This is a genomic window from Cyanobacteria bacterium GSL.Bin1 (assembly GCA_009909085.1).
Lineage (GTDB): Bacteria > Cyanobacteriota > Cyanobacteriia > Cyanobacteriales > Rubidibacteraceae > Halothece.
Map to the genome: position 1 here is coordinate 78,855 of JAAANX010000034.1, position 24,743 is coordinate 103,597.

The 24,743-nt window shown below is 43.2% G+C and carries 23 protein-coding genes and 3 pseudogenes; 13 read left to right on the forward strand and 13 right to left on the reverse strand.

What is annotated here, in order from left to right:
* Positions 1-12 precede the first annotated feature (12 nt).
* The 6 genes from GVY04_02540 to GVY04_02565 form a co-directional block, all read right to left on the reverse strand.
* Entirely contained in the window at positions 13-1,833 is a 1,821-nt protein-coding gene (locus GVY04_02540) for a BamA/TamA family outer membrane protein (protein NBD15048.1), read from the reverse strand.
* Positions 1,834-2,466: 633 nt separating this feature from the next.
* Positions 2,467-2,820, reverse strand: a complete 354-nt coding sequence (locus tag GVY04_02545; GenBank protein NBD15049.1) for a hypothetical protein — start codon at positions 2,818-2,820, stop codon at positions 2,467-2,469.
* 235 nt (positions 2,821-3,055) lie between these two features.
* Positions 3,056-3,655, reverse strand: a complete 600-nt coding sequence (locus tag GVY04_02550) for a protein-tyrosine-phosphatase (GenBank protein ID NBD15050.1) — start codon at positions 3,653-3,655, stop codon at positions 3,056-3,058.
* Between the two features lie 49 nt (positions 3,656-3,704).
* A complete protein-coding gene (locus tag GVY04_02555) occupies positions 3,705-4,361 on the reverse strand; it encodes a response regulator (GenBank protein ID NBD15051.1) in 657 nt (218 codons plus the stop codon).
* Positions 4,362-4,436: 75 nt separating this feature from the next.
* Complete coding sequence (locus GVY04_02560) at positions 4,437-6,434, reverse strand: CHASE2 domain-containing protein (protein ID NBD15052.1); 1,998 nt, start codon at positions 6,432-6,434, stop codon at positions 4,437-4,439.
* 304 nt (positions 6,435-6,738) lie between these two features.
* Positions 6,739-7,836, reverse strand: a complete 1,098-nt coding sequence (locus GVY04_02565) for a DUF3616 domain-containing protein (protein NBD15053.1) — start codon at positions 7,834-7,836, stop codon at positions 6,739-6,741.
* Positions 7,837-8,214: 378 nt separating this feature from the next.
* On the opposite strand from GVY04_02565, the gene GVY04_02570 reads away from it, so the two are divergent.
* A complete protein-coding gene (locus GVY04_02570) occupies positions 8,215-8,481 on the forward strand; it encodes a GlsB/YeaQ/YmgE family stress response membrane protein (protein ID NBD15054.1) in 267 nt (88 codons plus the stop codon).
* A gap of 228 nt (positions 8,482-8,709) precedes the next feature.
* Here the strand turns inward: GVY04_02570 and ileS are convergent, their stop codons facing one another.
* Positions 8,710-11,619, reverse strand: a complete 2,910-nt coding sequence (gene ileS / locus GVY04_02575; protein ID NBD15055.1) for an isoleucine--tRNA ligase — start codon at positions 11,617-11,619, stop codon at positions 8,710-8,712.
* A 252-nt stretch (positions 11,620-11,871) separates the two neighbouring features.
* A pseudogene (locus GVY04_02580) lies at positions 11,872-12,210 on the reverse strand (hypothetical protein).
* A 169-nt stretch (positions 12,211-12,379) separates the two neighbouring features.
* On the opposite strand from GVY04_02580, the gene GVY04_02585 reads away from it, so the two are divergent.
* From GVY04_02585 to GVY04_02595, 3 genes are all read left to right on the forward strand, one after another.
* Positions 12,380-13,177, forward strand: coding sequence for a response regulator (locus tag GVY04_02585; GenBank protein NBD15056.1), 798 nt, complete (start codon positions 12,380-12,382; stop codon positions 13,175-13,177).
* Between the two features lie 76 nt (positions 13,178-13,253).
* The gene (locus GVY04_02590) at positions 13,254-14,192 is read left to right on the forward strand and encodes a bifunctional riboflavin kinase/FAD synthetase (GenBank protein NBD15057.1); all 939 of its coding nucleotides are present in this window, start codon (positions 13,254-13,256) and stop codon (positions 14,190-14,192) included.
* Positions 14,189-15,094 carry an AAA domain-containing protein gene (locus tag GVY04_02595; GenBank protein ID NBD15058.1) on the forward strand — a complete coding sequence of 302 codons (906 nt, stop codon included), beginning with the start codon at positions 14,189-14,191 and terminating at the stop codon, positions 15,092-15,094. The genes GVY04_02590 and GVY04_02595 overlap by 4 nt, the downstream gene beginning before the upstream one ends.
* Here GVY04_02595 and GVY04_02600 read toward each other — a convergent pair.
* Complete coding sequence (locus tag GVY04_02600; protein ID NBD15059.1) at positions 15,068-16,006, reverse strand: EamA family transporter; 939 nt, start codon at positions 16,004-16,006, stop codon at positions 15,068-15,070. The genes GVY04_02595 and GVY04_02600 overlap by 27 nt on opposite strands.
* Positions 16,007-16,264: 258 nt before the next feature.
* Between GVY04_02600 and galE the strand changes: the two genes are divergently transcribed.
* Both galE and GVY04_02610 read left to right on the forward strand, forming a co-directional pair.
* The gene (galE, locus tag GVY04_02605) at positions 16,265-17,266 is read left to right on the forward strand and encodes a UDP-glucose 4-epimerase GalE (GenBank protein ID NBD15060.1); all 1,002 of its coding nucleotides are present in this window, start codon (positions 16,265-16,267) and stop codon (positions 17,264-17,266) included.
* Positions 17,267-17,288: 22 nt separating this feature from the next.
* Positions 17,289-17,438 (forward strand): hypothetical protein, encoded by a 150-nt coding sequence (locus tag GVY04_02610; GenBank protein NBD15061.1) that lies wholly within the window; start codon positions 17,289-17,291, stop codon positions 17,436-17,438.
* Between the two features lie 82 nt (positions 17,439-17,520).
* On the opposite strand, the gene GVY04_02615 is transcribed toward GVY04_02610, so the two are convergent.
* From GVY04_02615 to GVY04_02630, 4 genes are all read right to left on the reverse strand, one after another.
* A complete protein-coding gene (locus tag GVY04_02615; protein NBD15062.1) occupies positions 17,521-17,895 on the reverse strand; it encodes a hypothetical protein in 375 nt (124 codons plus the stop codon).
* Positions 17,896-18,342: 447 nt separating this feature from the next.
* On the reverse strand, positions 18,343-18,903 hold the full coding sequence (gene aac(6'), locus GVY04_02620; protein ID NBD15063.1) for an AAC(6')-Ia family aminoglycoside 6'-N-acetyltransferase: 561 nt from the start codon (positions 18,901-18,903) through the stop codon (positions 18,343-18,345).
* 147 nt (positions 18,904-19,050) lie between these two features.
* Positions 19,051-19,530 (reverse strand): GNAT family N-acetyltransferase, encoded by a 480-nt coding sequence (locus tag GVY04_02625; GenBank protein ID NBD15064.1) that lies wholly within the window; start codon positions 19,528-19,530, stop codon positions 19,051-19,053.
* Between the two features lie 589 nt (positions 19,531-20,119).
* Positions 20,120-20,539, reverse strand: coding sequence for a DUF1622 domain-containing protein (locus tag GVY04_02630; protein NBD15065.1), 420 nt, complete (start codon positions 20,537-20,539; stop codon positions 20,120-20,122).
* A 274-nt stretch (positions 20,540-20,813) separates the two neighbouring features.
* Here GVY04_02630 and GVY04_02635 point away from each other — a divergent pair.
* From GVY04_02635 to GVY04_02665, 7 genes and pseudogenes are all read left to right on the forward strand, one after another.
* Positions 20,814-20,915, forward strand: a pseudogene (locus tag GVY04_02635) (Uma2 family endonuclease).
* Between the two features lie 167 nt (positions 20,916-21,082).
* Positions 21,083-21,565: a GNAT family N-acetyltransferase gene (locus tag GVY04_02640; GenBank protein NBD15066.1), complete on the forward strand. Its 483-nt coding sequence runs from the start codon at positions 21,083-21,085 to the stop codon at positions 21,563-21,565.
* A 52-nt stretch (positions 21,566-21,617) separates the two neighbouring features.
* Positions 21,618-22,223: a TetR family transcriptional regulator gene (locus tag GVY04_02645; GenBank protein NBD15067.1), complete on the forward strand. Its 606-nt coding sequence runs from the start codon at positions 21,618-21,620 to the stop codon at positions 22,221-22,223.
* A gap of 55 nt (positions 22,224-22,278) precedes the next feature.
* Positions 22,279-22,938: a glutathione S-transferase family protein gene (locus tag GVY04_02650; protein NBD15068.1), complete on the forward strand. Its 660-nt coding sequence runs from the start codon at positions 22,279-22,281 to the stop codon at positions 22,936-22,938.
* 3 nt (positions 22,939-22,941) lie between these two features.
* The gene (locus tag GVY04_02655) at positions 22,942-23,832 is read left to right on the forward strand and encodes a LysR family transcriptional regulator (protein ID NBD15069.1); all 891 of its coding nucleotides are present in this window, start codon (positions 22,942-22,944) and stop codon (positions 23,830-23,832) included.
* A gap of 116 nt (positions 23,833-23,948) precedes the next feature.
* Positions 23,949-24,233 (forward strand): hypothetical protein, encoded by a 285-nt coding sequence (locus GVY04_02660; GenBank protein ID NBD15070.1) that lies wholly within the window; start codon positions 23,949-23,951, stop codon positions 24,231-24,233.
* A 167-nt stretch (positions 24,234-24,400) separates the two neighbouring features.
* Positions 24,401-24,658 (forward strand): annotated as a pseudogene (locus GVY04_02665) (OsmC family peroxiredoxin).
* Positions 24,659-24,743 lie beyond the last annotated feature (85 nt).

Consider the following 24,743-nt stretch of genomic DNA (forward strand, 5'->3'; position numbering starts at 1 on the left):
TTCCTTCTCAATTTACGGTTGGTAGAAAACACTAAAATACAGTCCATGATCTTGAATATCGTCTCCTTTGATATCGTCATCTAAGTTAATCAGAGGAGGTGCGTAATCAAGCCTGATATTTAAGCCCGATACAGGTTGCCAAATGACGCCAAGTCCAACCCCAATGAGGAAGGTGTCATCGCCTAAGTCGCTATCGGTGTTATCATCGGAATTCCAAACTGCGCCCATATCGACAAAAGGAGCAACTTGTAGCGTTGCTTCACCCCTCTCTTCGCTCCGAGCAAGCGTGATTCGATCTTCTACCGACAAGCGAAAGCCATTATCTCCAACAAGAGCATTCTGCCGATATCCGCGAACCGATTGCCCTCCACCAATTGTAAACTGTTCTGAAGACAGCAAACTATCTGGCGTTAATTGCAAATCAGCTTGGATCACCAACAAGTTATTTTGGCTGAGACGCTGCACTCGTTGGGCTTGGGCGAACCAACTAAAGAAACGACTATCCGGAACGGGCGCATCATTCGTCGTGGCATCAAATGCATCAATGCCAACACTAAATAGCGACCGGAGTAGCCAAATCCCCTTCGGATCGCGACTTAAATACTCCTGACCCAATCTAATTGCGCTGGTACGAGTCTCTCCATCCTCATCCGGCGCTTGATTAAAGAAGCCAAATCCTTCATTTTCAAAGAAATTCTGATTGCGTTGGTGGCTAAACCCTAAAGATAAGGCAAATTCTTCCCGTGGAGTACGAACCACAGGTTGTCGAAAGCTAATTTCATACCGTTCCGATTCGCCTTCAATCTCTAATTCGTCACCCGTATTGGGATCAACGGGTACCAGCCGATCTTCAGTGACATCATTCCCCTCAATAATCGTCCGCAGTTGCAGGGTTCCATTTTTCGCATTAACGGGAACGGTATAGTTAGCATCCAGTTCTCGAGAACCGCCATTGACCGTGCGATTGAACGTCAGTGACAGCGTATCGCCCAGCCCGGTTAAATTACGATGCCCGACATTAATGCCAGTGCGCACTGAACCCGTACTCGGTGGGGTATAGTTATCCACATTGAGACTAAACAACCAAGGATTCGCCTCTTCTACCGTAACCACAAGGTCGCTTTTTCCCGCCCCTTCTCCGGCTTGCAATGTGGCTTCAATGGCATCAAATAGGGGGTTAATTTGTAAAAGTTGGAGCTGATCTTCAAGGGCTCCCGCATTGAAAGGCGTTTCCCTTGCCAGTTCCAGACGACTGCGGATATAACCCGTATTCAGACGACGGTTGCCCTCAATTTGAACATCTTCTAGACTCCCTTCAATGACAACAATTTCAACCACTCCATCTTCAATCTCTTGCGGCGGTACCACCGCACGAGAGGTAATATAACCTCTCTCTAAATAAAGTTGTGTAATTGCCGTTGCTGCCTCTTTCAGTTCCCCGAGAGTGGTTATTCTCCCTTCTAATGGGTTGATAATCGGATCCAACTCCTCAGCAGTCAAGATCGTGCTACCGGTAACTTCAATCCGAGTAACGTCAAGAGGAAGATCTAGATTTTGCTGTTCCTCTTCTGTTGGCGCTTCGGGCTGCGTTTCCTCAGACGGTAAGATCGGTTCTTCAGAAGGAGGTTCTGCAGGTAAAGGTTGCGGTTGTGGAAAACGATCCTCAGGGGAATCGGGACGCTGACTAATGAGGACTTGATCTGGATTGAACTGTCTGTTTTGGTCTTCAAAGGAATAAGCCGGTTGAATTACCCATGCATTCAAACCTAAGACTGTGCTAGATGCAAACAGAAGACTACTCCTCGAACACCACAAATCAATAGGAATATTCATTAAGCAACGAAATGACTGCTATTTCGATCTGAACAAATTAATTTTAATCACTAAGAGAAATACTGATTGAGTCTCTCAGCGCAAAGCAATTTACGTAAAACCGCAATTTTTCCACAAAATTGCCAGTGCAATGGCCGGCACAGTGAATATGCTTAAAAAACTGCTCTAAACGAGATGTCTCGTCTGAACTTGAGGATGGACCACGTTGTTCATTTGACAAACATTGATCTCAAGGGGGAATTGCGTTACTTAAAATCCCTTGTGAATATGCCAAAGTTTTTTTTCTGTAGTAATTTCCCAAAAAAATTTAAGGAAGTGCATACGAAGCTGTAAACAAGACCAATTTATTAATAGAACAAACAAGTCATTAAAATTTAATTGGTTGACAGTGGGATCATGCTTCTAAAAAGTTCTATAGATATTCTATAGGGCTTTTTCTTTTTTAGATTTAGCAGGTTGATCTCTATTTCTTCTAAACTTGAAAAAATTCTTCCAATACAAGGCGCAAACCATTGCTGTTGTCAACAATTGATAAGTGGCTATGGGCGGAAGCTCCCGCCCTTTACAAGTCCTGTCATCCTTTTTTAAAGGATGGCTCTGTGACTGATTTATACTAATTCAAGTCAATAGAAACTACCGTAAACCTTCACATCTTCTAACTGCAGATGAAGTAGGGTAACCTTCTTGTCTATGATTTTGAACGCAAAATTGGAAGTTGCTCACTCCCTGACTTTCCTGGTAAAAATTAAAGTTGGTATTGCCATTGTTATTCTGTTCTGGTTGTGGAGAAGGGGGGCAACCAAAAGCATTACACTCTTCTCCGCGAGGAGGTTTCGGACAGCCAAAAGCATTACACTCAGCAACACTGGACTGAGAACAGCCAAAAGCATTACACTGAGCCCAAGCTGTTTTTTGTACTAAAGATACACTACTCAAGGTTAGAAAGATAGAAGCAGGAATTAGCAATGACAGTTTCTTGAGTATCACCCTTGTTAATCCTTATAAAAAAATTAAATACACTCTAGATAATATCTCTTCTCCAATTTCTTGGAATAGAGTAGATTGCGTAAAATTATTTACGTAAAACCGCAACTTAAACCCAGCATTGATTTATCACACCTCCTTAATAGAGGATTGTCTTTTATTTTTGTAATATTAATCACAAAAGGCGGTCACGCTATAAATTTAACTTCAAAAGCGCGATCGCGTATCTAAAAAATATTTATAAGATGAGTTTCTTATGAAGGATAGTAATGACTTGAGGGTCATAAATATATTCATTAACCCGATTAATTCCTGCCAAAGCAAGATCAATATAAGCTGGATCCTTAATGCCATCCGACAAGAGGTACTCTTCTTTAATCACATCGTCTTCAATTGCAACAGCTTTCAAGATAGTTGCAACAACGACTCCTGTTCGATCTTTTCCAGCAGTACAGTGCAATAATAGGGGCCATTCCGCCCTGAAACACATTGCTGACAAAACTTGGTTGATCCAACCTTGGATTTTATGATTTTGTGTCAAGTAATTATCCAGGGTGTCAGTAGCCGGAATATGAATATTGGTCACGCGATCAAACGTCCGATCGCGCCCCTTCCGTAAATTAACAATTGTTCCCACGGGTGGCAGTTCATCCCTTGAGAATAATTGATTGATACTCCCCCCACGGAATAGTTGTCCTTTCAGGAGAACGGTTTTTCCGGTAATTAAGTTGACAGCTTCACCCACATCTCGCCAGTTAGGTATCATTGGATGTTCATCATTTAGGTTGCCGTCTATGTCGTTAGCTTGGAAGCGCGATCGCGAACTGAAAGCAATCAATTATAATTTACACATAAAACCGCAATTTTTGCTCTCAGTTGATTTCTGATTACACCAATAACTTGCGTTGAATCGCTTCCATACACAGTGCGACCCGAGAACTCGTATTAGGATCGCTTAGATCCACATCTAACTTGACTTTCAGGCGTTTAATGTAGTTCTGTGCTGTTTTCAAACTGACATGAAGGCGTTGCGCGATCGCGCGATCGGTCAACGATTCTCGACACACCATTTGTAATACTGCTAAATCTTGTTCGGTTAAAGTCAAACGAAAATGACGCTGTAACTCACGGGGAATCCGGAACTCACGGTTTAATGCTCCCTCCGCCCCCTCTAAAAATGCTTTACGCCGTTGCAGTTTACTGACAACAACGAATCCACCTTCATGTGATTGAATATCTTGCCCCAATCCCTGCAGCCAACTATATTCACTGGTATAGATCAGCAGGTTAAGTGTTGGGTATTGTTCAAATATCTCTTTTAAGAACTCTAATCCCGGTTCTGCTGTTTCCGTCCCATCACTATTTCCAAATTGCAGATCGACGACTACCAAATCAGGTGTTTCCAACTGAAGGCGTTTCAGCGCTTGCTGCGGATGTTCAATGGGAACACAGACCGCAGAGGAATCTAACACCTGTAAAAACTTGCAATTGTTTTGTGATACGTCCGGGTGATCCTCAACCACTAGAACTAACCTTGAAGACATAATGAATTAATTGATCATCATTCATTTGGTTCTATTTATTAAATTCCTACTCAATTTAGAAAATTCTTTATAATTCTAAAATCGATGTTCCCAAACTAATCTTACTCTGACTTTTTTTTGAAATAAAAAGTTTCGTTCCCAATGTCCTTGTGGCAATTTAGTTGCTACAGATTCCATCAATCGACTGCCGTAGCCAGTACTCTTTTGGGCACTAGATAAAATCTGTACACCATCATTTTCAATGACTAATTCCCCTTTGGTTTGCCAGGATAAAGCAACTTTGATATAAGTTGCAGTTCCATGAGGAGGCAGCGCATGATAAATTACATTAGAAATGGCTTCATTAAAAAATTGAAAAATCTCTTCTCGTGCTTCAATCCACAATTGATTATTAATTGGCTCTGGTAAGAATTGAATTTGTTGAATAACTTTAATATTAATATTATCTTGACTCTCTAATTCTTTTAATTTACGTTTTATAGCAACCAATAATCCTTCGTTTAATTCAGAATTAATATGTAATTTTTGTGCCATCCAATGCGTATCATATAAAGCTAACCGTAAATCAGTTCCAATTTTTTCAGCTTTTTCTAAAATTGAGCTAATTTCAACAGAGGAAGCGCCTAACTGCAACAATTCCAAATCGTCCATCAGGAGTTTGAGTTCTTGTAGGGCTCCGCTATGGAGTTCATCTCCAACTCGATAGAGAATCTTCTGAGCTTGAGATAACGCAACTTGTTGTTCATTTGCAATATGTTGCTCAATTTCTAACTGTTGTTGATTAATATAATCTTTCTCTTGCTTAATCCATTGACAGATCCATGCAGCAGCGCCACAACCAAGACCGGTTAAGATAGGCGACATGATGGGTATGGTGATGTAGTTAGAAAATAGAATGAATGTCAGCCCGCCAAAAGCAATACCAGTTCCAATTAAGAGGCTCCAACAAGAAAGAGGGAGGCATAAAAAAGCATTTTGATTGAATCCCAGCATAATTGTGCTAGTAATTAATATTCCACCTGAAACTAAGAGCATGATGACAAACTCTTGCGGAAGAGGGGAAAAAAAAGAATCTGTCATTAAATTTGCTAATAAATATGCCTGAAGTTCAATTGCAGGTATCGTTTCTCCTCCAGGAGATTGAATTGGCATCGTGTTCAGAAAATCACCTTTAGTAAAACCAACAATGACAATGTTATTCCGAATTAAAGGAACCTGTTTTGAACGAGATTTCGGTTGACATAATACCCTTTGATTATCGCCACATATATCGCTTAAACTTAGAGTCGTAAATTGTTTTTTCTGTTGTCCAAAATTAATCCCTTTTATTTTTTTAGTGTCAAGTAAGTTTTGGTGATAAGTATTTAAAGGTCGATTTAAGAATCGAGCATATTTCTTGAAGGCAATTACTGCAAATGATTCTAAATGAATTTTTTCTAGATTATCACTCTTAATCAACCGATCATTTAAATGAATTCTACGAGCAGCACTATTAATATCTATGGGAGATTGCTGGATAAAATTATATTCAAAAAAACCTTGAACTTTTGGTGGGGCAATCGAATATTTTAGATCTTGATTCAAAAGGTGATTATAAACTTTAAATTGACGTTTTTCTGAGTCGGTTTGAGTTTGTATGGGAGTTACTAAAACGAGTTGTTCAGAATATTTCTGCACTAATGCTCGTAAGGGACGATGAGAAAATTGAGAATTTAACCAGTGATTATCATCAGGGTTTCTCCAACTATGGTGTAAGTTCAGAACAACAACTGAGGCTCCTCCCTCTAATAATCTCTCTACCAGATTAGCGTAAACTAGTTTTTCCTTAGAAGGAGCCAGATTTTCATTATTTGCTTTGACTAAAATAATAGAAGAATTAGCTGCTGGTAGTTTAGCTTGTTGTATCAAGTAATCATAAATGTAAACCTCTACCTTTTTCATAAAGGGATGAATTGAGATAAAAAAACCAAAAAACAAGCCCCAGCTTAAGCTCAAAGTGAAACGAGCTAATTGACCTGCATTTACAGACATTATTATTTCAGCCGCTAAATCTAATGTAATATAGATTATCATATATCACATTTTGGTTTCGTCCCTTAAAGGTGACATCGTTCCATGAGTTTCGGATGAAAATGAGCAATAAATATTCAGATCATTAAAATTTTGCATTCAAAGCTGGAGCGAAAGGGGATAAACGATTATACCCAAGTCTCACCTCACCAACTCCAATGCTCATAATGGCGACACAGCTTAGAAGTGCTGAAAACACCAGTCTCGTTCTTAATACTCATTGATGCTGAATAGGAAGCTCCCGCTAGACGAATGCTAACAGGAGACGATGTCAACTCAATTAAGCTTGCTGGAAGCAGCTCTCCGATCACGTCAGTTTCTCTAGCTTAGAGCTGGGTAGTTGAAAGACATCAGCAAAAATAGATTGCTGATCACGAAAACGGTTTTCATTCGGGGAATCGTAAACGACCATTAATCCCTTTTCATCTTCAAAGCAGGGGAAGAGGGTTAGTCCTTCTGCATGATCGGAACCAATGGTAAAAGGTAAGTTAAACAGAAGTTCTAAGTGGTCAGAATCTTGATCCCATAGGGTGTCCTTACTGCAATCAAGCATATCTTTGAGACCAAACAATTGCATCGCACCTTCGAGATCCATTGTTGGTCCTGCTAAAATCAATAAGCTATCGTTGTAGAAACAGAGTTCCCGAATGCCGAGACCATTGAGATCCAGGAAATGTTTGCGATATAAGATACCATCTCCCAAATCTTTAAGGGTCAGAACCCCAGGAGCAGTGACTTCTAGCTCAATATCTAAAATGATCGCCCAACCGCGCAAGACGGGACCCCGTAGCCCAAGAAAAATGCGGTGCCCCTGGACGGCTAGCCCCTCAATATCAAAGCCATTATCCTTAGAAGGGAGACCGATGGATAGCAAGGGGCCTAAATGTTCGTCTTCAATGAGAGCCTCGATCAGTTGGTTATGACCTTCCACTTTTTGCAAAGAGGCAGCAGTTAAAGCATCTTCGTTATTGTTTGATCGAGCATAGGTCGGGACCAGCTCTCCATTGAGAACCGGCAACCGTGCCAAGAGAAACCGATTGTGATCACGCTCGATTTCCGAGAGTCGTTCAATATCTTTTTTCGGCTTCTTGCCTTTGGTTTTGTTGCGTTTGAGGCTATGGGAACCAACGAGCCAGAGATAGCCATCAGAATAGTCTATCCCTTCAATATCAATTTCAAAGTCGTGATCAAAGAGATCAACAAAATCTTTAAGATGAAAGGTTTCATGGTTACCGTAAGTCCCATTACCCATAGGAGTCAGACGCTCTAAGGTAATATACTCGTCTGAGCCCACCCAAAGACTGCCATCTGGGGTGAGGGCAACAGCAGAAAGTTCTTTTAACAAATCATCTGATTTACTTTGAAATTGAAGTAACACTCGAGTGAGTAAAAATCCGTTTAGCATAAATTAGCATAAAGTTTTAATGAAGGACAAATGGACAAAGATAGTTGTAACGATCTAGTTGGGCGATTTCTCTCAAATTCAGGAAAGACTCAATTTCCAAGCGAATAAACTGTAGATTTTGTAACGACGCCTATTCCCTTTAAAAATAAGAGATTCGCTTTCCCAGCAATCACATCATCTACTGTTGGTTCCCATCCTTACTATATTTTAGGGTCTATTCCATCTGGCTTTTGATAGAAAATTCAGCAGATAAATATGAATAATTATTAATAATCTCGATGATATTAATCTTATTAAGATTATGTAATATTTTACCTTTATCTGTTCATTATTCCTTTAATATGTAAGTGTTTAAGTGTTAATACATAAAAACTTGAAATGAATATCATTGCTTGGTTAATTTTAGGACTATTGGCAGGAATCATTGCTAAAGCAATTTATCCCGGTGATCAAGAAGGAGGAATTATAGCGACTATCCTTCTTGGGTTACTAGGTGCTTTTATTGGAGGAACGCTACACACTTTTTTGACGACAGGGACTTTGTCTTTGACGGCCACTACTTTGAGTATTTCTGGTTTAATTGTTGCCGTACTTGGAGCGATCATTGCAATTTTTATCTGGGGGTTAATTACTCGCAGAGGTTAAATAAGGTTTGAAAAGTTGGACAAACGCTAAATTAAAGAGCCTTGCTGGTGCAGAAAACTTTTTTGAGTCTAGCAATAAAAAGCTGTAAAATCAGCGAAATGGCTACCAAGCATCAATCGTGTAAAACGTTTCTGAACTCAGAAAACATTAGAGATTTCGAGTTGATTGTAGAAGATTAGTTATCCTTCTTTTCTTTTTAAGAAGTAGGATAACCCTCTCCCATTTTGATTAGAAATGACCGGCTAAAGCGTCATGACATCGTTCGCAGATGGTTAGATCATCCGGAAAATGCCCGACTTGGGTGGAATAATTCCAGCAGCGATCGCATTTCTCGCCTTCTGCTTTGACGATTCCAACTGTTACCAGTTCGGTTTCGCTGTGGTACACAGCATTTTGCGCTGCCTCTGGGGTATCTAACACTTCCACTTGTGAAGCAAGGAATAGATAGCGCAGTTCATCCACGTGTAAGCCATCTCCAACTGTTTCATTGGGATTCATGGCACGCAGTTGTTCCTGTAACTCCGAGTCAGATACATAAAGTAAGATTTTAGCTTCGAGAGAAGCGCCAATCAGTTTTTCAGTTCGGGCTTGTTCAAGAACTTTATTCACTTCCCCACGGATTTGACGTAATTTCGACCAACTTTCCGCAAGGTCTGTATTTTTCCAATCTGTTTGTTGAGGAATCCATCCAGAAGCGAAAACTGATTGGTGAGGTAGGGGATAAGGGATATTTTGCCAAATATCTTCTGCGGTATGGCATAAAACGGGCGCGATCGCGCGAGCCAAATTCTCGACAATAATCGCTAATACTGTCTGACAACTGCGTCGTCGTAAGGAACTCGCATCGGAAATATATAGCCGATCTTTGGCAATATCGAGATAAAAATTGGAAAGTTCCACCACACAGAAATTCTGTACCGTTTGGAAAAAGCGGAAGAATTCATAGTCTTCAAAGGCAGCAGTAATTTCTGCAAATACCTCGCTGGTTTGATGCAGCATATAGCGGTCTAAACTGGGGAGTTGTTCATAGGCTACCCCATCTGTTTTTGGGTCAAAATCATGTAAATTCCCCAACAGAAAGCGGACTGTATTGCGAATCTTGCGATAGGCATCGGCCAACTGTTTCAGAATGCCTTGACCAATGGGAACATCCGCCGAATAATCCACAGAAGATGCCCAGAGACGCAGAATATCTGCCCCATAAGCCGGTTCTTTTTTCTGATTTTTACCGCCCTCAATAATCACCGCTGGATCAACCACGTTCCCCATGGACTTACTCATTTTGTAGCCTTTTTCATCCAAGACAAAGCCATGGGTGAGAACCGTTTGATAGGGGGCAATGCCTTGCGTCGCCACACTGGTTAATAAACTGGACTGGAACCAACCCCGATGTTGATCGGATCCTTCCAAATACATATCCACCGGATACTTCAGTTCTTCTCGCTGTTTCGCTACCGCCGCCCAAGAGGAACCAGAATCAAACCAGACATCCATCGTATCCGTTCCCTTGCGGTAAGTGCGTCCATTATTGCGATACTCCGGCGGTAACAACTCCTCGGTAGACATTTCCCACCAGGCATCCGATCCTTTTTCGGCAATAATATTTTGCACGAAAGCAATGGTTTCAGGGGTCAGCAACGGTTCATTCGTCTCCTCGTCATAAAATACCGGAATCGGAACGCCCCAACTACGCTGGCGAGAAATACACCAATCACTCCGCTGAGAAACCATCGCCCGAATGCGATTTTCCCCTTGTTTCGGCAGCCAATTGACTGAGGCAATTGCCATGAGGGCAGCTTCGCGGAACCCTTCTACCGAAGCAAACCACTGTTCGGTCGCCCGGAAGATTGTTGGTTTTTTGGTGCGCCAATCATAGGGATATTTATGTTGATAGGGTTCTTGTTTTAGAAGAGAGTTTGCTGCTTGTAACGCCTCAATAACTGCATCATTCCCGCCATTAAGCACCTCTAATCCTGCAAATTTACCGGCTTCCTCTGTAAAAGTTCCCTGTTCATCAACGGGAGATAAAATCGGTAAACCGTAGCGCATCCCAACCACATAGTCTTCCTGACCATGTCCGGGTGCAGTATGAACCAGTCCGGTTCCTGATTCAGTTGTAATGTAATCACCACCGATCAAGATCCGACTTTCGCGATCAAAGAGGGGATGGCGATATTGACAATATTCCAATGCCTTTCCCGGAAGCGTTGTTTGTACCGTTAGCGATTGTCCTAAGGTTGCGGAAAGTTTCTCCACTAACTCTGCTGCCACAATCAAATACTGACAGGGCGCGTTGTCTCCTGAGGGTTCCACTACCGCATAATTTAAATCGGGATTTACCGCCACCGCTAAGTTCCCTGGAATGGTCCAAGGGGTAGTTGTCCAAATGGCAACCCCTAAACTGGACGCATATTCTCCTAAGGCGGCTTGTGCCGCTTCTCCCAAAGCCGTTATGGGAAACACGGCATAGATACTCGGGGAAGTGTGTCCCTCAGGATATTCCAATTCTGCTTCAGCGAGGGCAGTTTGAGAACTGGGACTCCAATGCACAGGTTTCAAACCCCGATAAATATACCCTTTCAGTGCCATTTCCCCAAAAACACCAATTTGCGCCGCTTCATAAGCCGGATTTAGCGTCAAGTAAGGGTTGTCCCAATCCCCCCAGACCCCATAACGCTTGAAGCCTTCCCGTTGCACCTCAATTGTTTTGTGAGCAAACTTTGCTGCTTTTTTCCGTAGCTTAATGGGAGTCAGCTGGGCGCGTAGATCGAAGACCGAGCCATAGGCATCTTTCTCCTCAATATTTTGTAAAACTTTTAATTCAATGGGCAAACCGTGACAATCCCAACCCGGGACATAGCGCACCTTATAACCTTGTAAGAGTTTGTATTTATTGATTATATCTTTAAGAATTTTATTCAAGGCGTGCCCCATGTGCAGTGAACCGTTAGCGTAGGGGGGTCCATCATGCAAAACAAAAACATCTTTGGGATTTTGTTGCGACAGCATTTCATAAATTTGTTCCTGCTGCCAGAACGCTTGAATTTCAGGTTCTCGCTGTTTTGCGTTTGCCCGCATCGCAAAATCAGTTTTGGGTAAGTTAATCGTGTCCTTATAACTCTTATTATTGGTTGTCACGGTCTTTTGTTGTGCTTGTGGGGTGGACAAATTCAGTGAAGTTGTATCGTTATTTTAACGTTAGGATGGGGTGTTTTTCTCCTCTGTTTCAGAAGATGCTTCTGAACTTTCTTCCTTGTTGCTGGATAACTGCTTTTTGGTTTCTTCTTCTGGTTGCAACTCGGGGGGTGTTGGGTCGGTTTCCCCAGTGGCTTCTGCTGGTTGTGTTGCTTCGGATTGGTTATTAACAGCCGGTTCGGGCGTTGTGCGCTGACCTCTCAGTTTTTGCCAGAGGCGTTGTGGAGAAAGAGCTTGCAAACGAGTGGCAATGGTTTGAGAGACCTTCGTTTTCTCAGCGGGTGAAGCGAGTGCCCGGCGTAAGAGTAAGGTTTGTGTACCAAACCACAAGAGTAAAGCGGTGCTTGCAACCGTTCCGAGGAGAACAGCACCGGTAATTCGTCCCGCACAAACCCACAAAACGAGACCATAAAAGAGTCCCAAGCCACTCCAGTAAAAGTCGCTTTTACGATGAATTTCTGGAAAAAAGAAGGCTGAGAAATAGAGAACAAAGCTTCCTAGGGCGATTGCAAGAGCAAGTAAATGAGCTAGCATTTGATTAAGTCCTCCCAAGACAGTATGTTGATTTTATCGGTTTGTGTGGGTCTTTTCAGTGACGATTTCTTGGTAACACTGGTCTAGTCCCCAGTAACACTTGTTACGGAACTTTCCCTGGATCTTTGTTATTTTTGATACCACTAGGATGACAGTCGTAAAACGTACAGTGGAATCAATTTCTATTCACATTGTTGAGGGGAATCCCCATCTCAGATCACTGTTGGGTTGGCATTTACAGCAGGCTGGGTTCTCTGTGTCTCAATCGGGGACGATCCAGCAAGGGAAAAAGCATTTGCAGAGTAGCGAATTGACCTTGGTGGTGTTGGATTCCGATTTGCCAGATGGAGATAGCTTGGAGTTCTGCTATTGGTTGCATCGCTATCAACAAGCAGTGATCTTAATGCTATCGGCCCGTCACAGTGAAGCAGATATTGTTGCCGGGCTAAAAGCCGGAGCCGATGATTACCTCGTGAAACCGTTTGGTATGCGGGAATTCATGGCGCGAGTTGAGGCGCTAGCGCGACGGTTTCGAGGAAGTAATGTCCCTTTATTGCTCGATTACGGTCAGTTGAAAATTAATTTGGCGCAGCGCAAAGTTTATTTGCAAGGGGAAAAAATTGAATTTACGCCACAGGAATTCAGCTTACTCTATGTTTTGGCACAAGCCCAAGGAGTTGCTTTGTCTCGGTTAGAATTATTACGTCGGGCTTGGCCCGAAGCAATTGATAATCCTCGCACCATTGACACCCATATCCTATCATTACGGAAAAAACTAGAAACCAATCCCCGACAGCCATTGCTGATTCAAACTGTGCGTAATGTCGGGTATCGCCTAAATATCGATGTGCTTAGTTCCAGTCATTTGCTTAAAACTCGTCTGGGAAAGCCCCTCCCTCAAATGAGGGAGACTCCTTTATCCGAAGTCCCAATATCAGGAATAAACAATCGTGAATCAATTTCTTGAATGAGGAGGTTGAGTAGCCAAATTTCAGGATTTCCGATAATATGAAGATTTGAAAAGGAAGTCAGCAACAATTCCTGTGTGGATTACCCCAACGCCAGAACAGGCTTTAACGCCAACCGCGATCGCGCTCGGTAATTTTGATGGTGTTCACCGCGGACACCGGAATGTCATTCAACCGGTCTTAGAGCAATCGGTACGTTCGACAGTGGTCACTTTTCATCCCCATCCCCGGGAATATTTTAGTGGGCAGCCCTGTTCTCTCCTCACGCCTCTAGAGGAAAAAATTAGTCATCTCAAAGCTTTGGGAATCCAACAACTGGTTTTGCTCCCTTTCAATCGAGAACTCGCTGCCCTTTCTCCTGAAGACTTTGTGCAAAAAATTTTAATTGAACAATTAGACCCCTACTATATTAGTGTGGGAGAAGACTTTCGGTTTGGCTACCAACGTCAGGGAACGGCTGAAGATCTGCGCGCGATCGCGTCTTCCTTTCAGATTAAGGTTAATATTGCCAATTTACAAACGAATGCCGAACAACGCATCAGTAGTTCTCGGATCCGCGAAGCCCTAAATCAAGGGGAAATTCAGCTGGCCAATCAACTCTTAGGCAGACCTTACACTCTGAAAGGAACAGTGGTCACTGGAGAACAACGGGGACGGACGATTGGGTTTCCCACTGCTAATCTTGCCCTTCCCCGTAATAAATTGATTCCTTGTCATGGCGTCTATGCCGTGCAGGTGACGAGTATGACTCACTCAATGGTTACGCCTCACCCTGGCGTGATGAACATTGGGAGGCGTCCTACGGTTAATGGGGAACATCCGACCATCGAAATTCATCTTCTCGATTGGAGCGGAGACTTATATCAGCAGACTTTGAGCGTACAATTAAAGCAGTTTCTCCGTCCAGAAACTAAATTTGAGTCTTTAGATGCCCTCAAAGCCCAAATTGCTAGAGATTGCGAAACAGCGCGTCAGCTTCTTCCCCAACCCTCTTCTCAACCTGTAAATCCATGAGAGACTATATCCAAAAACTAACCGAGAACATTGCCCAAATTTTTGTGGGTAAAGATACGTCTGTTCGCTTGGTCATCATCGCTCTCCTCAGTGGCGGTCACGTTCTCCTCGAAGATGTGCCTGGCGTTGGAAAAACCCTGCTAGCGAAATCCCTAGCGCGGTCGATTAATGGCAAATTTCAGCGCATTCAATGTACCCCTGACCTCCTACCGTCTGATGTCACAGGCACCAATATTTGGAATCAGCGGGATCAAACCTTTGAGTTTGTTCCGGGTCCCGTTTTTTCTAATATTTTTCTCGCAGACGAGGTCAACCGGGCAACCCCCCGTACCCAATCTGCCTTATTGGAAGTCATGGAAGAACAGCAAGTCACGATTGATGGGGAGACGCGTCCGGTCAAAAAGCCTTTTTTTGTGATTGCAACGCAAAATCCCATTGAATACCAAGGGACATTTCCCCTGCCAGAAGCCCAAATGGATCGGTTTGCGCTGTCTTTAAGTTTAGGATATCCCACCGCAGAAGAAGAACTGCAAATGCTACAGCGTCAAGGCACTAGTTTGGAGGCCTTACAACCTTCCATTTCCCCGGAAGACGTTATCGAATTACAGCGTCAAGTCTTGGCAGTCAAAGTCGCTACGCCTCTACAACAGTATATTCTGAATCTTGTGCGGGCTTCGCGGGAAGATGAAGAGGTGAGGTTAGGGGTTAGCCCTAGGGGAACGGTTGCCCTGCAACGGGCGACGCAAGCCCTCGCTTTTCTTGAAGGGCGAGATTATGCCATTCCTGATGATGTGAAATTTCTTGCTCCTTATGTGCTTTCCCATCGGTTAATTCCAGCGGGAGGACGCAAGGAAAAAGTGATTGTTGACCGCCTCTTAAGAGCGGTTCCTGTGGAGAGTTGAACTTTGTTTTCGTCTCTCTAATCCTAAGCTGGCAATACTGAGAGTGACAATGGCAACCCCAATCATCTGTCTGGGATCGAGGGTTTCTTGCAGAATGAGCCAAGCCACCACTGCGGTCAGTGCCGGCTCGATCGAGCCCACTAAAGTAGCCGTTGCTGCCCCCACTAAGCGAATTCCTAAATTAGTAAAGACTAATCCCCCAAGGGTGATCAATCCTGATGCCGCACTCCACAGCAGTAACGGTAACCAAAGGTTTTGGGGAATGGTAATTTGTAAGATCAAGCCCGTCAAACTGGACAAAAGAAAGAGTAGAAAAAAGGTAATGAGGGAAAAAGAAATCGGATGAAATTGTATCAAAGCATTTTGAGCCGTAAATGCATATAATCCAAAGCCAATGCCTGCCCCCAAAGCACACATCATGCCGAAGGTAAATTGCGAAGAAAGATTCCCTTGCAACTGCGGAGTCACTAAAATTAAACCGAGCATCACACCCGTAATAATGCCCCAACGCCAGCGATTTGGCGCTGCGCGATCGCGCCACCATCCCAACAACATTGCGACAATGGGGTGGATAAAAAAGAGCGTCACTGCAATGCCCGCGGGAATATTACCAATCGCTAAATAAAGGAGAATCACCGTGACAAAATAAATTGAACCGCTGAGTAAAGCGGATTTTAAGCGCATTCCAGCTTGGGCAATTTCAGTAAAAGTTTTCGGATAAATCCGCAATGCGATTAAACTCAGGAAAAGCACCATAAAAAAAGTGCGAGTTTGCAAAAAGAGGACAGTATGCTCAAAGTTAGACGGTAAGATCCCGCCAATTTCTGCATTGCCTTGAAAAAATACGCGGACAATCACATTTTGCAGAGACAAAAAGCCACCTGCCAGTAACATTACTAAAATACCAAGCATAAATAGTCATTCAAAATAAAGTTGAGGATGGGAAGCAAAAGATAAATTTTGCAGTCATTAGAAACCAACACCAATTACCAATTGATTGAATCCAGAGTTGTTGTTTCTACATGACCCAGTTTTTAGCAGACAACCTATAATAAGGCATAATCCTGAAAAAACAATTTTTAGGGTACTCAATTAACTCAATTAATTGATTTGGGTCAAGTTTGTCCCCTGTTCAACTGGTAAGTCGAATCATCTATATATTGATTACCTATGTCCTCCTTATCGAATTCAACTATTCTTGTTACCGGTGGTGCCGGCTATATCGGTTCCCACACTGTTCTTGCCTTACAAGCGAAAGGCTATGATGTCGTTATTCTTGATAACTTAGTTTATGGACATCAGGATATTGTCGAAAATAACCTCAAGGCAGAATTAATTGTTGGCGATACCAGCGATCGCGCCCTCCTTGATCAGATCTTCCAGACACGAGAGATTGCCGCAGTCATGCACTTTGCTGCTTATGCTTATGTGGGAGAATCCGTGACCAATCCCGCCAAATATTATCACAATAATGTTTTTGGTAGCCTAACGCTTTTAGAAGCGATGCAAAATGCAGGAATTGATAAATTTGTCTTTTCCTCTACTTGTGCCACCTATGGCGTTCCCGAAACGGTTCCGATTCCCGAAACCCATCCCCAAAATCCCATTAACCCTTATGGAGCAAGTAAGTTAATGGTAGAACGGATCTTGCAAGATTTTGATACCGCTTATAACTTGAAATCCGTCATTTTCCGCTATTTTAATGCCGCTGGGGCCGATCCCTACGGGCAAGCGGGAGAAGATCATAACCCGGAAACTCATCTCATCCCCTTAATTTTACTCGCTGCCTTAGGCAAACGGGATGCCATTAAAATCTTTGGTACTGATTACCCCACCCGCGATGGTACTTGCATTCGCGACTATATTCACGTTACCGATTTAGCCCAAGCGCATGTCTTAGGGTTAGAATATTTGCTAGCCGGTGGAGCGAGTGAAATCTTTAATCTCGGTAATGGCAATGGTTTTACCGTGCGAGAAATGATAGCCACTGCCAAAGCAGTCACAGAAAAAGATTTTACCGTAGAAGAAGCTGACCGACGCCCCGGCGATCCACCGATGTTAGTGGGCAGTAGTGAGAAAGCGCGTCAAATTTTGAACTGGCAACCTGAATATTCTGATTTAAAGCAAATTATTGGTCACGCTTGGCAATGGCATCAAAAGCGACATTTTTAGCTGAGATTAAACCTGAATCAAGTTGTTTTACTTTCTGTGTCGGCAATGCTATTTTTCTTTACTGATTGTTATGGGTTGCTTGCTTTTTCTTACCGGTCTACTGTCAATTTATCTTGCTGTTGCCACAGTTTTAGCCCCGCAACCGCAAGCCATTCGTAACACGTCTACCTAACGACCAAGCTCACCGGCGGCAATGGAGGGTAGCGGAATTGCCGTCCGAGTGCAGCGCCTTGTTAGCTGTAGAACGATTGCCATTACGATGCCTCCCAAGGAGAGCAAATATCGATTAAACAACCATTAGGATCTAGTGTAAGAAAACGGCGCTGTCCGTAAAACTCATTGCGTGGTTCTTGAATTATTTGCAGCCCCATTTCAATTGCTTTTTGATAAGTAACGTCTACATCCAATACTACAAACGTTACATACATACCTGTAGGTTTTTGTTGGTATTGCTCAGGTACTAATTCATGATCCCGCTTTATGATTCCGTATTCGAATTCCGAATTATCTGGCACACAAAGCTGAACATACCAATCACTGTCGTATTTGACCTTTAACTTAAGAAGGTCAACATAGAATTTTTTACTGCTTTGCAGATCGTCTGTGCAGATGTTTGTAAGAATTCTCATCTCTATTCCTGCAGCTAACTATTTTTTTACTATAACGGTCTCACCGGTCATCAAGCTTGATTTCCTTTACTTTTTCTGAATTGAAATGAGTCCATTATGATGTCATCAAGGTTGCGCTAGCGCGATCACCTCTGGCAGCGAGCTTCGCTTGATCGCGAAATTTCAACTTCATGCCTTCCCATCCTTAAACCTTTCCATAATTCTTTGAGTTGACCGGATAGCTTGTAAATTTCTCAACCTGGATCAATCCAAGGTTTGCCAACGCGCCCCAGTACTTGTCGTTTAAAGGCGATACTGAAAAGGGTAATTTAACGTTCCTTGTCCCTTGATCCTTTAACCTTGTCCCCATCTTTACCAATCAATAGGGAGGCTGATTCGAGAAGTATTGCAACGTGCCCTTGATTATCAAATCCACTCGAAGCATTGGTTAGACCAATCCTTTTTTTTTCATTCCAGCGCCTTCCACATCCAGATGTCCGGTCTATTTTTACCATTTGCGTTTGGGACAATTCCCACGATCATGTATCCACACTTCTCATAGAATTCATAAGGATGATTCCTGAGATTCCTGATCTTTTTAATCTCTTCCCAGATGTTGTCCCTGCTAATGGTGACTTGAGATAGCGAAGTCCTGAATTGTTCATCGTCTGTCCCAAGCACTATTCCGATGATTCCTTTTTCCTTGGCGATTCTCTCTATTTCTTCTAGTAGAGTTCTACCAATCCCTTGCCTTTGATGCTGAGGATCAACCACCAGGGGATGCATTTCCCAGGTCGTCTTGTACATCGGACGTAGCCCAATCCAGCCGAGTAATGTGTTGCCCTCGCAAAGCCCGATACAGACGTTTGGGTCTTGTATACATTCGACTACTTCCTTGCGCGCACTTTCATCGTCGGACCAGGCATAGTTTTCCAGTTCACGGAAGGTTCCTATCAGTAGGTGCGCGGCTTGGCTCATCCATTCCTCTGATTCCGATATTGTACAGAACTGACGAATTCTGTCAACCATGTTACTTTCTTCTTGTTTGTCTTCATTAGGGCGGAACACGCCTACCTAACGGCAAAACGCAGCGGCGGTAGATAATCTCAGCAACTTCACTGCAGCACCCTTTGTCAGTCCGCTGCAGTGAAGTATTAGCCTCTCGCTGATTGCATTTTAGTTTCGTTTCATCGTGAGTGACTCATCGCTCCTGCTTACAATCTTAAACCTGAAACGCTCATAAAGCCGCACTGCTGGATTATCTGCGGAGACGCTCAACGAAATAGACGATTTCCCCCACTCAGATGCAAATAAGCGGCTCAGCAATTTTGTGCCTATACCTTGACCACGATATTCAGGGAGAACTGCGATACTGAGTTCAGAGGTGTTGTCATTCACATAGCCATAACCTTTGTGTTCTCCTATTGGCAAGCGTAGCCATACGGCACCAATAGGTTGGCTGGTGAGTGTATCGCTACTAAGAAAACCACAGTCGCCCTCACGCCCCCAATCTTGAACGTAGCGAGCAAGTTCTGGGATTTGGACGATCTCTCGTGGCAAAGTAGTTTGCCCCTCAGGTACGTGTATGGCTTGATACAACATTTCCCAGAGAAATGGCTCGTCTTCTAATTCGAGTGGTCGAATAATGCAGTTCATAATCTCGGTTTGCATCAAAGCTGTGCGTGGCAAGCTAACTATTTATGATGCGGAAACTTTCTGGATGTCCCACTGTATGGATTGACGCTCCCATCACCGGAGGTGAGGGATTCTTGGGCTGAGTCTTGCCTCCATTAACTAAGTTAATTTTGGTCTTACGGTCTCATGTCCTACCTGACTACACCTTTTACAGCAAGCGCTCTTAAAGGTAGCTCCCCAAGCGTTTAGATTTCCGTCCGCCCGACGGTATCGTAATTTATTTTGATCTCCCGCCCTTGATACTTATCGATCAGTGGAGCAATGGGGCAAGCGGTTTTCGATACCCACTTGGTGCAGTTAGCCTTTTTCCAGCCGGAGCAAAGCGTGAGGATAGGTTCGTACTACACGACTAATCCAATATCCCTCCTTTAGCTTGCCAAAATCATACCACACAACTATCCTGATTCATCCCATCATCTGAGATGAGGGTCTTCTCAGGATGACAGATAAATTAAAGAATTTTTCGGGAGATCCTTTCGTGGAAAAATCTCGTCAAAAACTCCTTGAGCAGGTTATTACTTGATGGAACTGGATTAAGATCAACAGCATTCTACTCTCCTGAAAGTGAAGGAAGTTTGGAAAGTAAGCTTGGGGAAGATGACTGAGATGAATCCTCTTTCGATGAATTAATCGCCTGAAGCAATAAATAGTTCAGTAAAGTGCGAACAGCAATAATTGCGGCTAATCGAGCAATATCATCCCAGCGGCTAGAAATCATTGTCTTGAGAATCGTTGCACCAATCAAAAAACTCAATCCCAAAGAAAAAGAATACCCCATCGCAAGGCGACTGTGCTGAAAAGCTTCTGTGGTTTCAGGGCGAAAGAAACCGGCTTTGAGAAATATAAACAGTGCCTTGGTTACGCCAATGGCAATGACAAACAGAGCCAGCAACTGACACAAGCTGGTCAAAATACTGTTGAGTAGAACGACTAACGCTGAAATTTCTGCACTTACCACATCCAGTGCCATAGCACCTCCTCAATCAATGCTGACATGACAACATCCACTGGGATAGTTCAAGTCATCATTCAAGATCATTTTTTTTACTATAACGGTCTTACCAGTCATCAAGCTTGATTTCCTTTACTCTTTCTTCATTCTCCCCACTAAACTAAAGTTATAAAAGTTTTCCGGCAAAACTTCTATAAGTATGGTTAATACTTCTTCTGATAAAACTTTAACTGAAACTTGGCAAGCCATGAGTTGGCAAAGCTTTCAAAAGCTAACTCATCAACCGAAATCTGAGCAGGCTCGATTTTACTATGATCACGGCTACATGAAAATTGAAATGAGCCCATTAGGATTGAATCATGGACGAGATAACGCGATCGCTGCCAGGGTAATTAGTTTACCAACGTTACAAATGACCATTGTTGAAGAAGCACTTGAAAAGGGGAGAACTACAGATGACGGTACAATTAACCGTTGGCTCATTCAATTATTTAGCGAATAAGGAGAAACGTCAATCGTTTGAGAGGGGATAATTAAAAACAATAGCATCAAGATCTCAAGATGTCTCCTCAAACTCCTGACTACAAAATCCGGCGCTTTCAAGCCAGTGATGCCCAACAAATTGCGCAACTCTTTCACGATACAGTCCGCAAGATCAACAGTCGAGATTATTCCCCTTCTCAAGTCAAAGCCTGGGCACCGGATCAGATTTACTTCCGCAATTGGGCAGTAATCTGTTCCCAATATTACACCTATGTGGCGGATTGCAAGGGAACGATTATTGGCTTCGGTGAATTAGAAGCCAATGGCGATATCCATTGTTTTTACTGTCATCATAACTATCAAGGCTGTGGTGTCGGTCGTCGAATTTACCAAGCAATTGAAAGCCAAGCAATTCAACTGCAACTCCCTCGCTTAGTCACAGCCGCTAGCATTACCGCCAAGCCATTTTTTGAGAAGATGGGCTTTTCCGTAGTGAATCAACAGTGTGTCACTCGTCGTGGAGAAACCTTTGCCAATTACCTGATGGAAAAACACCTTTGAGCAATCGTCTTTGATCTGGTAAATTTATTTCAGACCGATTGGTTTCTTAATGATGTCGAAAGCACAAGCCACTCGTCAGTGGATTATTGAACAAGCTGCTGAAATTTTTAATCAGTATGGTTACAAGGGAACCGCCATGTCTGACATCATGCAGGCAACCGGCTTAAAAAAAGGAGGGATCTATAACCACTTTCGGAATAAAGACGAGTTAGCCTTAGCGGCGTTTGATTATGCAGTCCAACAACTCGAACAGCGTCATCGCCAAGTGCTGCACACTCATCGTCATGCCATTAACCGCTTACAACTGATGGTGAAAGTCTTTACCGCCACTATCGAAGATCCGCCACTTGCTGGCGGTTGTCCAATTTTGAATACGGCTGTTGATAGTGATGATACCCATCCCTTACTACGTCAGCGGACGCAGCAAGCCATGGATCATTGGCAAGTAATGATTGAGCATATTATCAATCGCGGTGTGAAACGGGGAGAAATCCAAGCCACTGTTGATGTTGAAATGACGACAACTGTTTTTATTTCCGTGCTCGAAGGAGGCTTAATGATGAGTAAGCTTTATGACGATCGCGCTTATCTCGATCGCGCTCAACAACATCTCCTCAACTACATCGATACGACCCTCAAACCCTCACAATCAGATTAGCTCATTTTTTTTACCTAAAACAGACCGATTGGTCTTTTATAGAACGGAGAAAATTATGCTGACTTTTTATTATCATCCCCTTTCCCCCGTTGCGCGCCGAGTTTGGCTCGCCTTACTCGAAAAACAGATTCCCTTTCATCCTGTCTTGGTTGATTTACGCGGGGAACAAAATCAACCGGAGTTTCTGGCGTTAAATCCCTTTCATCATGTACCAGTTATTGTTGAGAATAACTTACGACTGATTGAATCCTTAGCAATTTTGGATTACTTGGAAAAGCGTTATCCTGAAATTACTTTGTCACCCCACTCCGCCCCTGAATTCGCCAAAATGAGAATGGTGCAAATGGTAACGACCAATGAAGTGATGCCCAAGTTACCCCTGGTTGCCAATGCAGAAGTGCAACCCTTAACGACTGAACAAGAAACAGATTTAAATACCGGTTTAGGCTTTCTGGAAGCACAACTGGCACAGAATAACTATTTTGGCGGGGATACCCTCAACTTAGCCGATATTGTGGTCGGTGCAACCGTTCCTTTATTATTTCGCTTGGGTATCGCTGCGGATCCTTATCCTCGTCTCCAAGCCTGGCAAGAAAAATTATCCACCCGGGAAGCTTGGCAACAAACTGAACCCAATGCAGAAGATTTTGCCCAGTGGAAACGCTATATCCAAATTACAATCAAGCGCTACCAGCGTCAAAAACAGTCGAGATGAGTCATGACTTTGCCTAATATCAAGATTTCTCAGTTACGCGCGTTAGTTGCCGTTGCCCAACATCAAAACTTTAGTCAGGCGGCTTTGGAACTTAATGTGTCGCAATCAGGAATTAGTCACGCGATCGCGTCATTAGAAGAAGAATTAGGTGTTCAACTGTTGCATCGGGGGCGATATGGGGCGCATCTGACACCTGTGGGCGAACAAATTGTTCAACATGCAGCAAAGGTATTGACCCATCTTTCCGATATTGTCAGCGCGGCACAACACGCGAAAGGATTAGATGGGGGAAGGGTGCGAGTGGCAACGTTTCGCAGTCTGGCGACGCATTTATTGCCGGAAATTTTGGTGAAATTTCGGCAGCGCTTTCCGAATATTAAAGTGACAATCACCGAGTTTGAAGAATGGACGGAATTGGAACAAGCTTTGCAGCAAGGGAATGCTGATATTAGCTTAAGCGATCTGCTCAATCCCAACGACTTTGACAGTTTTGAATTACTCAGAGATGAATATGTTGTCTTGCTACCTCCCAATACAGTGGTTCATCAAGAGACAAAAACACTAACCTGGGAACAACTGGCACAGTTTCCTCTCATTCTTCCCAATAGCCAAAGTTGTTCTAGATATATTGAGCCTTATGTGCAACAGGAAACAGTTCCTCTAGAGGTAGCTTACCGGATTCGTGGCGACTCGACCATGATGAGTTTAGTGAAGCAAGGCTTAGGCGCTGCCATTTTACCCCGTCTGGCGGCTGAACCGATCCCAGAAACCATTCATGCCTGTAATTTACCAATTCCCCTAGAGCGCGTGATTTATGCGGCGATGCGCAAAGATGCCCTGCACACACCGGCAACTTACGCTTTCCTAGAAACACTACGGGCATTTCAGCATTAATTCAGATATCAATTTTACTCATAGAACAGATGCAGCTTACTTTTTGATCCTTCCTGAAATGAACTCTACAGTGAATTTAGAACTTCAAAAAAATATCTTTTCAGGAGAGCTAAGCGATGAGACGAAGCCGTGTCTTATATGAAAAAGTCCTCGTTTCGCATCAAATTATTCCCTATACTCAGCAGCGAATTCAACCCCAAGCAATTCAACGTCCTTTGCATCAACTGTGGGAGCATTTAATCACTTACTTAACGCGCCCCCCTGAACCAAAAGTTCGTAAAAGATCAAATCGTCGCGGAGAGATTTGGTGGGACGTTTATGATCCCTATACTAATCTCAAAGCAAGCTTTACTTCGGAATCAGAAGTGAGAATGTGGTTAGACCAACGCTATTATCAATAGCTTTCTTGTATGGGGTGGGTTGGATTAAGGAAAACAAACCTAGCCCCTGATTTGATTAATGTTTATTAGCAATTCTTATGCTCATGAAGTACATCCTTTTTTCCCTATTCCCTAAACCGATAATTTTGTCCCTCACCCGCTTAGGAAGTACTACATGACAATGAACCCAGAAAAAAAAACATCACTATTCGGCACAACTAACTTGGCAAGGGAATCAAGGTCAAGGAACAGTCAATTATCGGAGTTATCAACGCACCTATGAGATTAAAGTGGAAAATAAGCCAGTCATTATCGGATCAGCCGATCCAGCTTTTCTGGGGAATCCAACCCAATATAACCCAGAAGAATTATTAGTCGCTTCTTTATCTGCGTGTCATCTCCTTTGGTATCTCCACTTATGTGCCGATGCATCAATTATTGTTAGTGACATCTTCCCATCGTTCATCCTACGGATAGAACGCGGGCTTCTCCATCTCGTTTCCGAGACTTCGCGTTTTTAAGTGAGGCGAG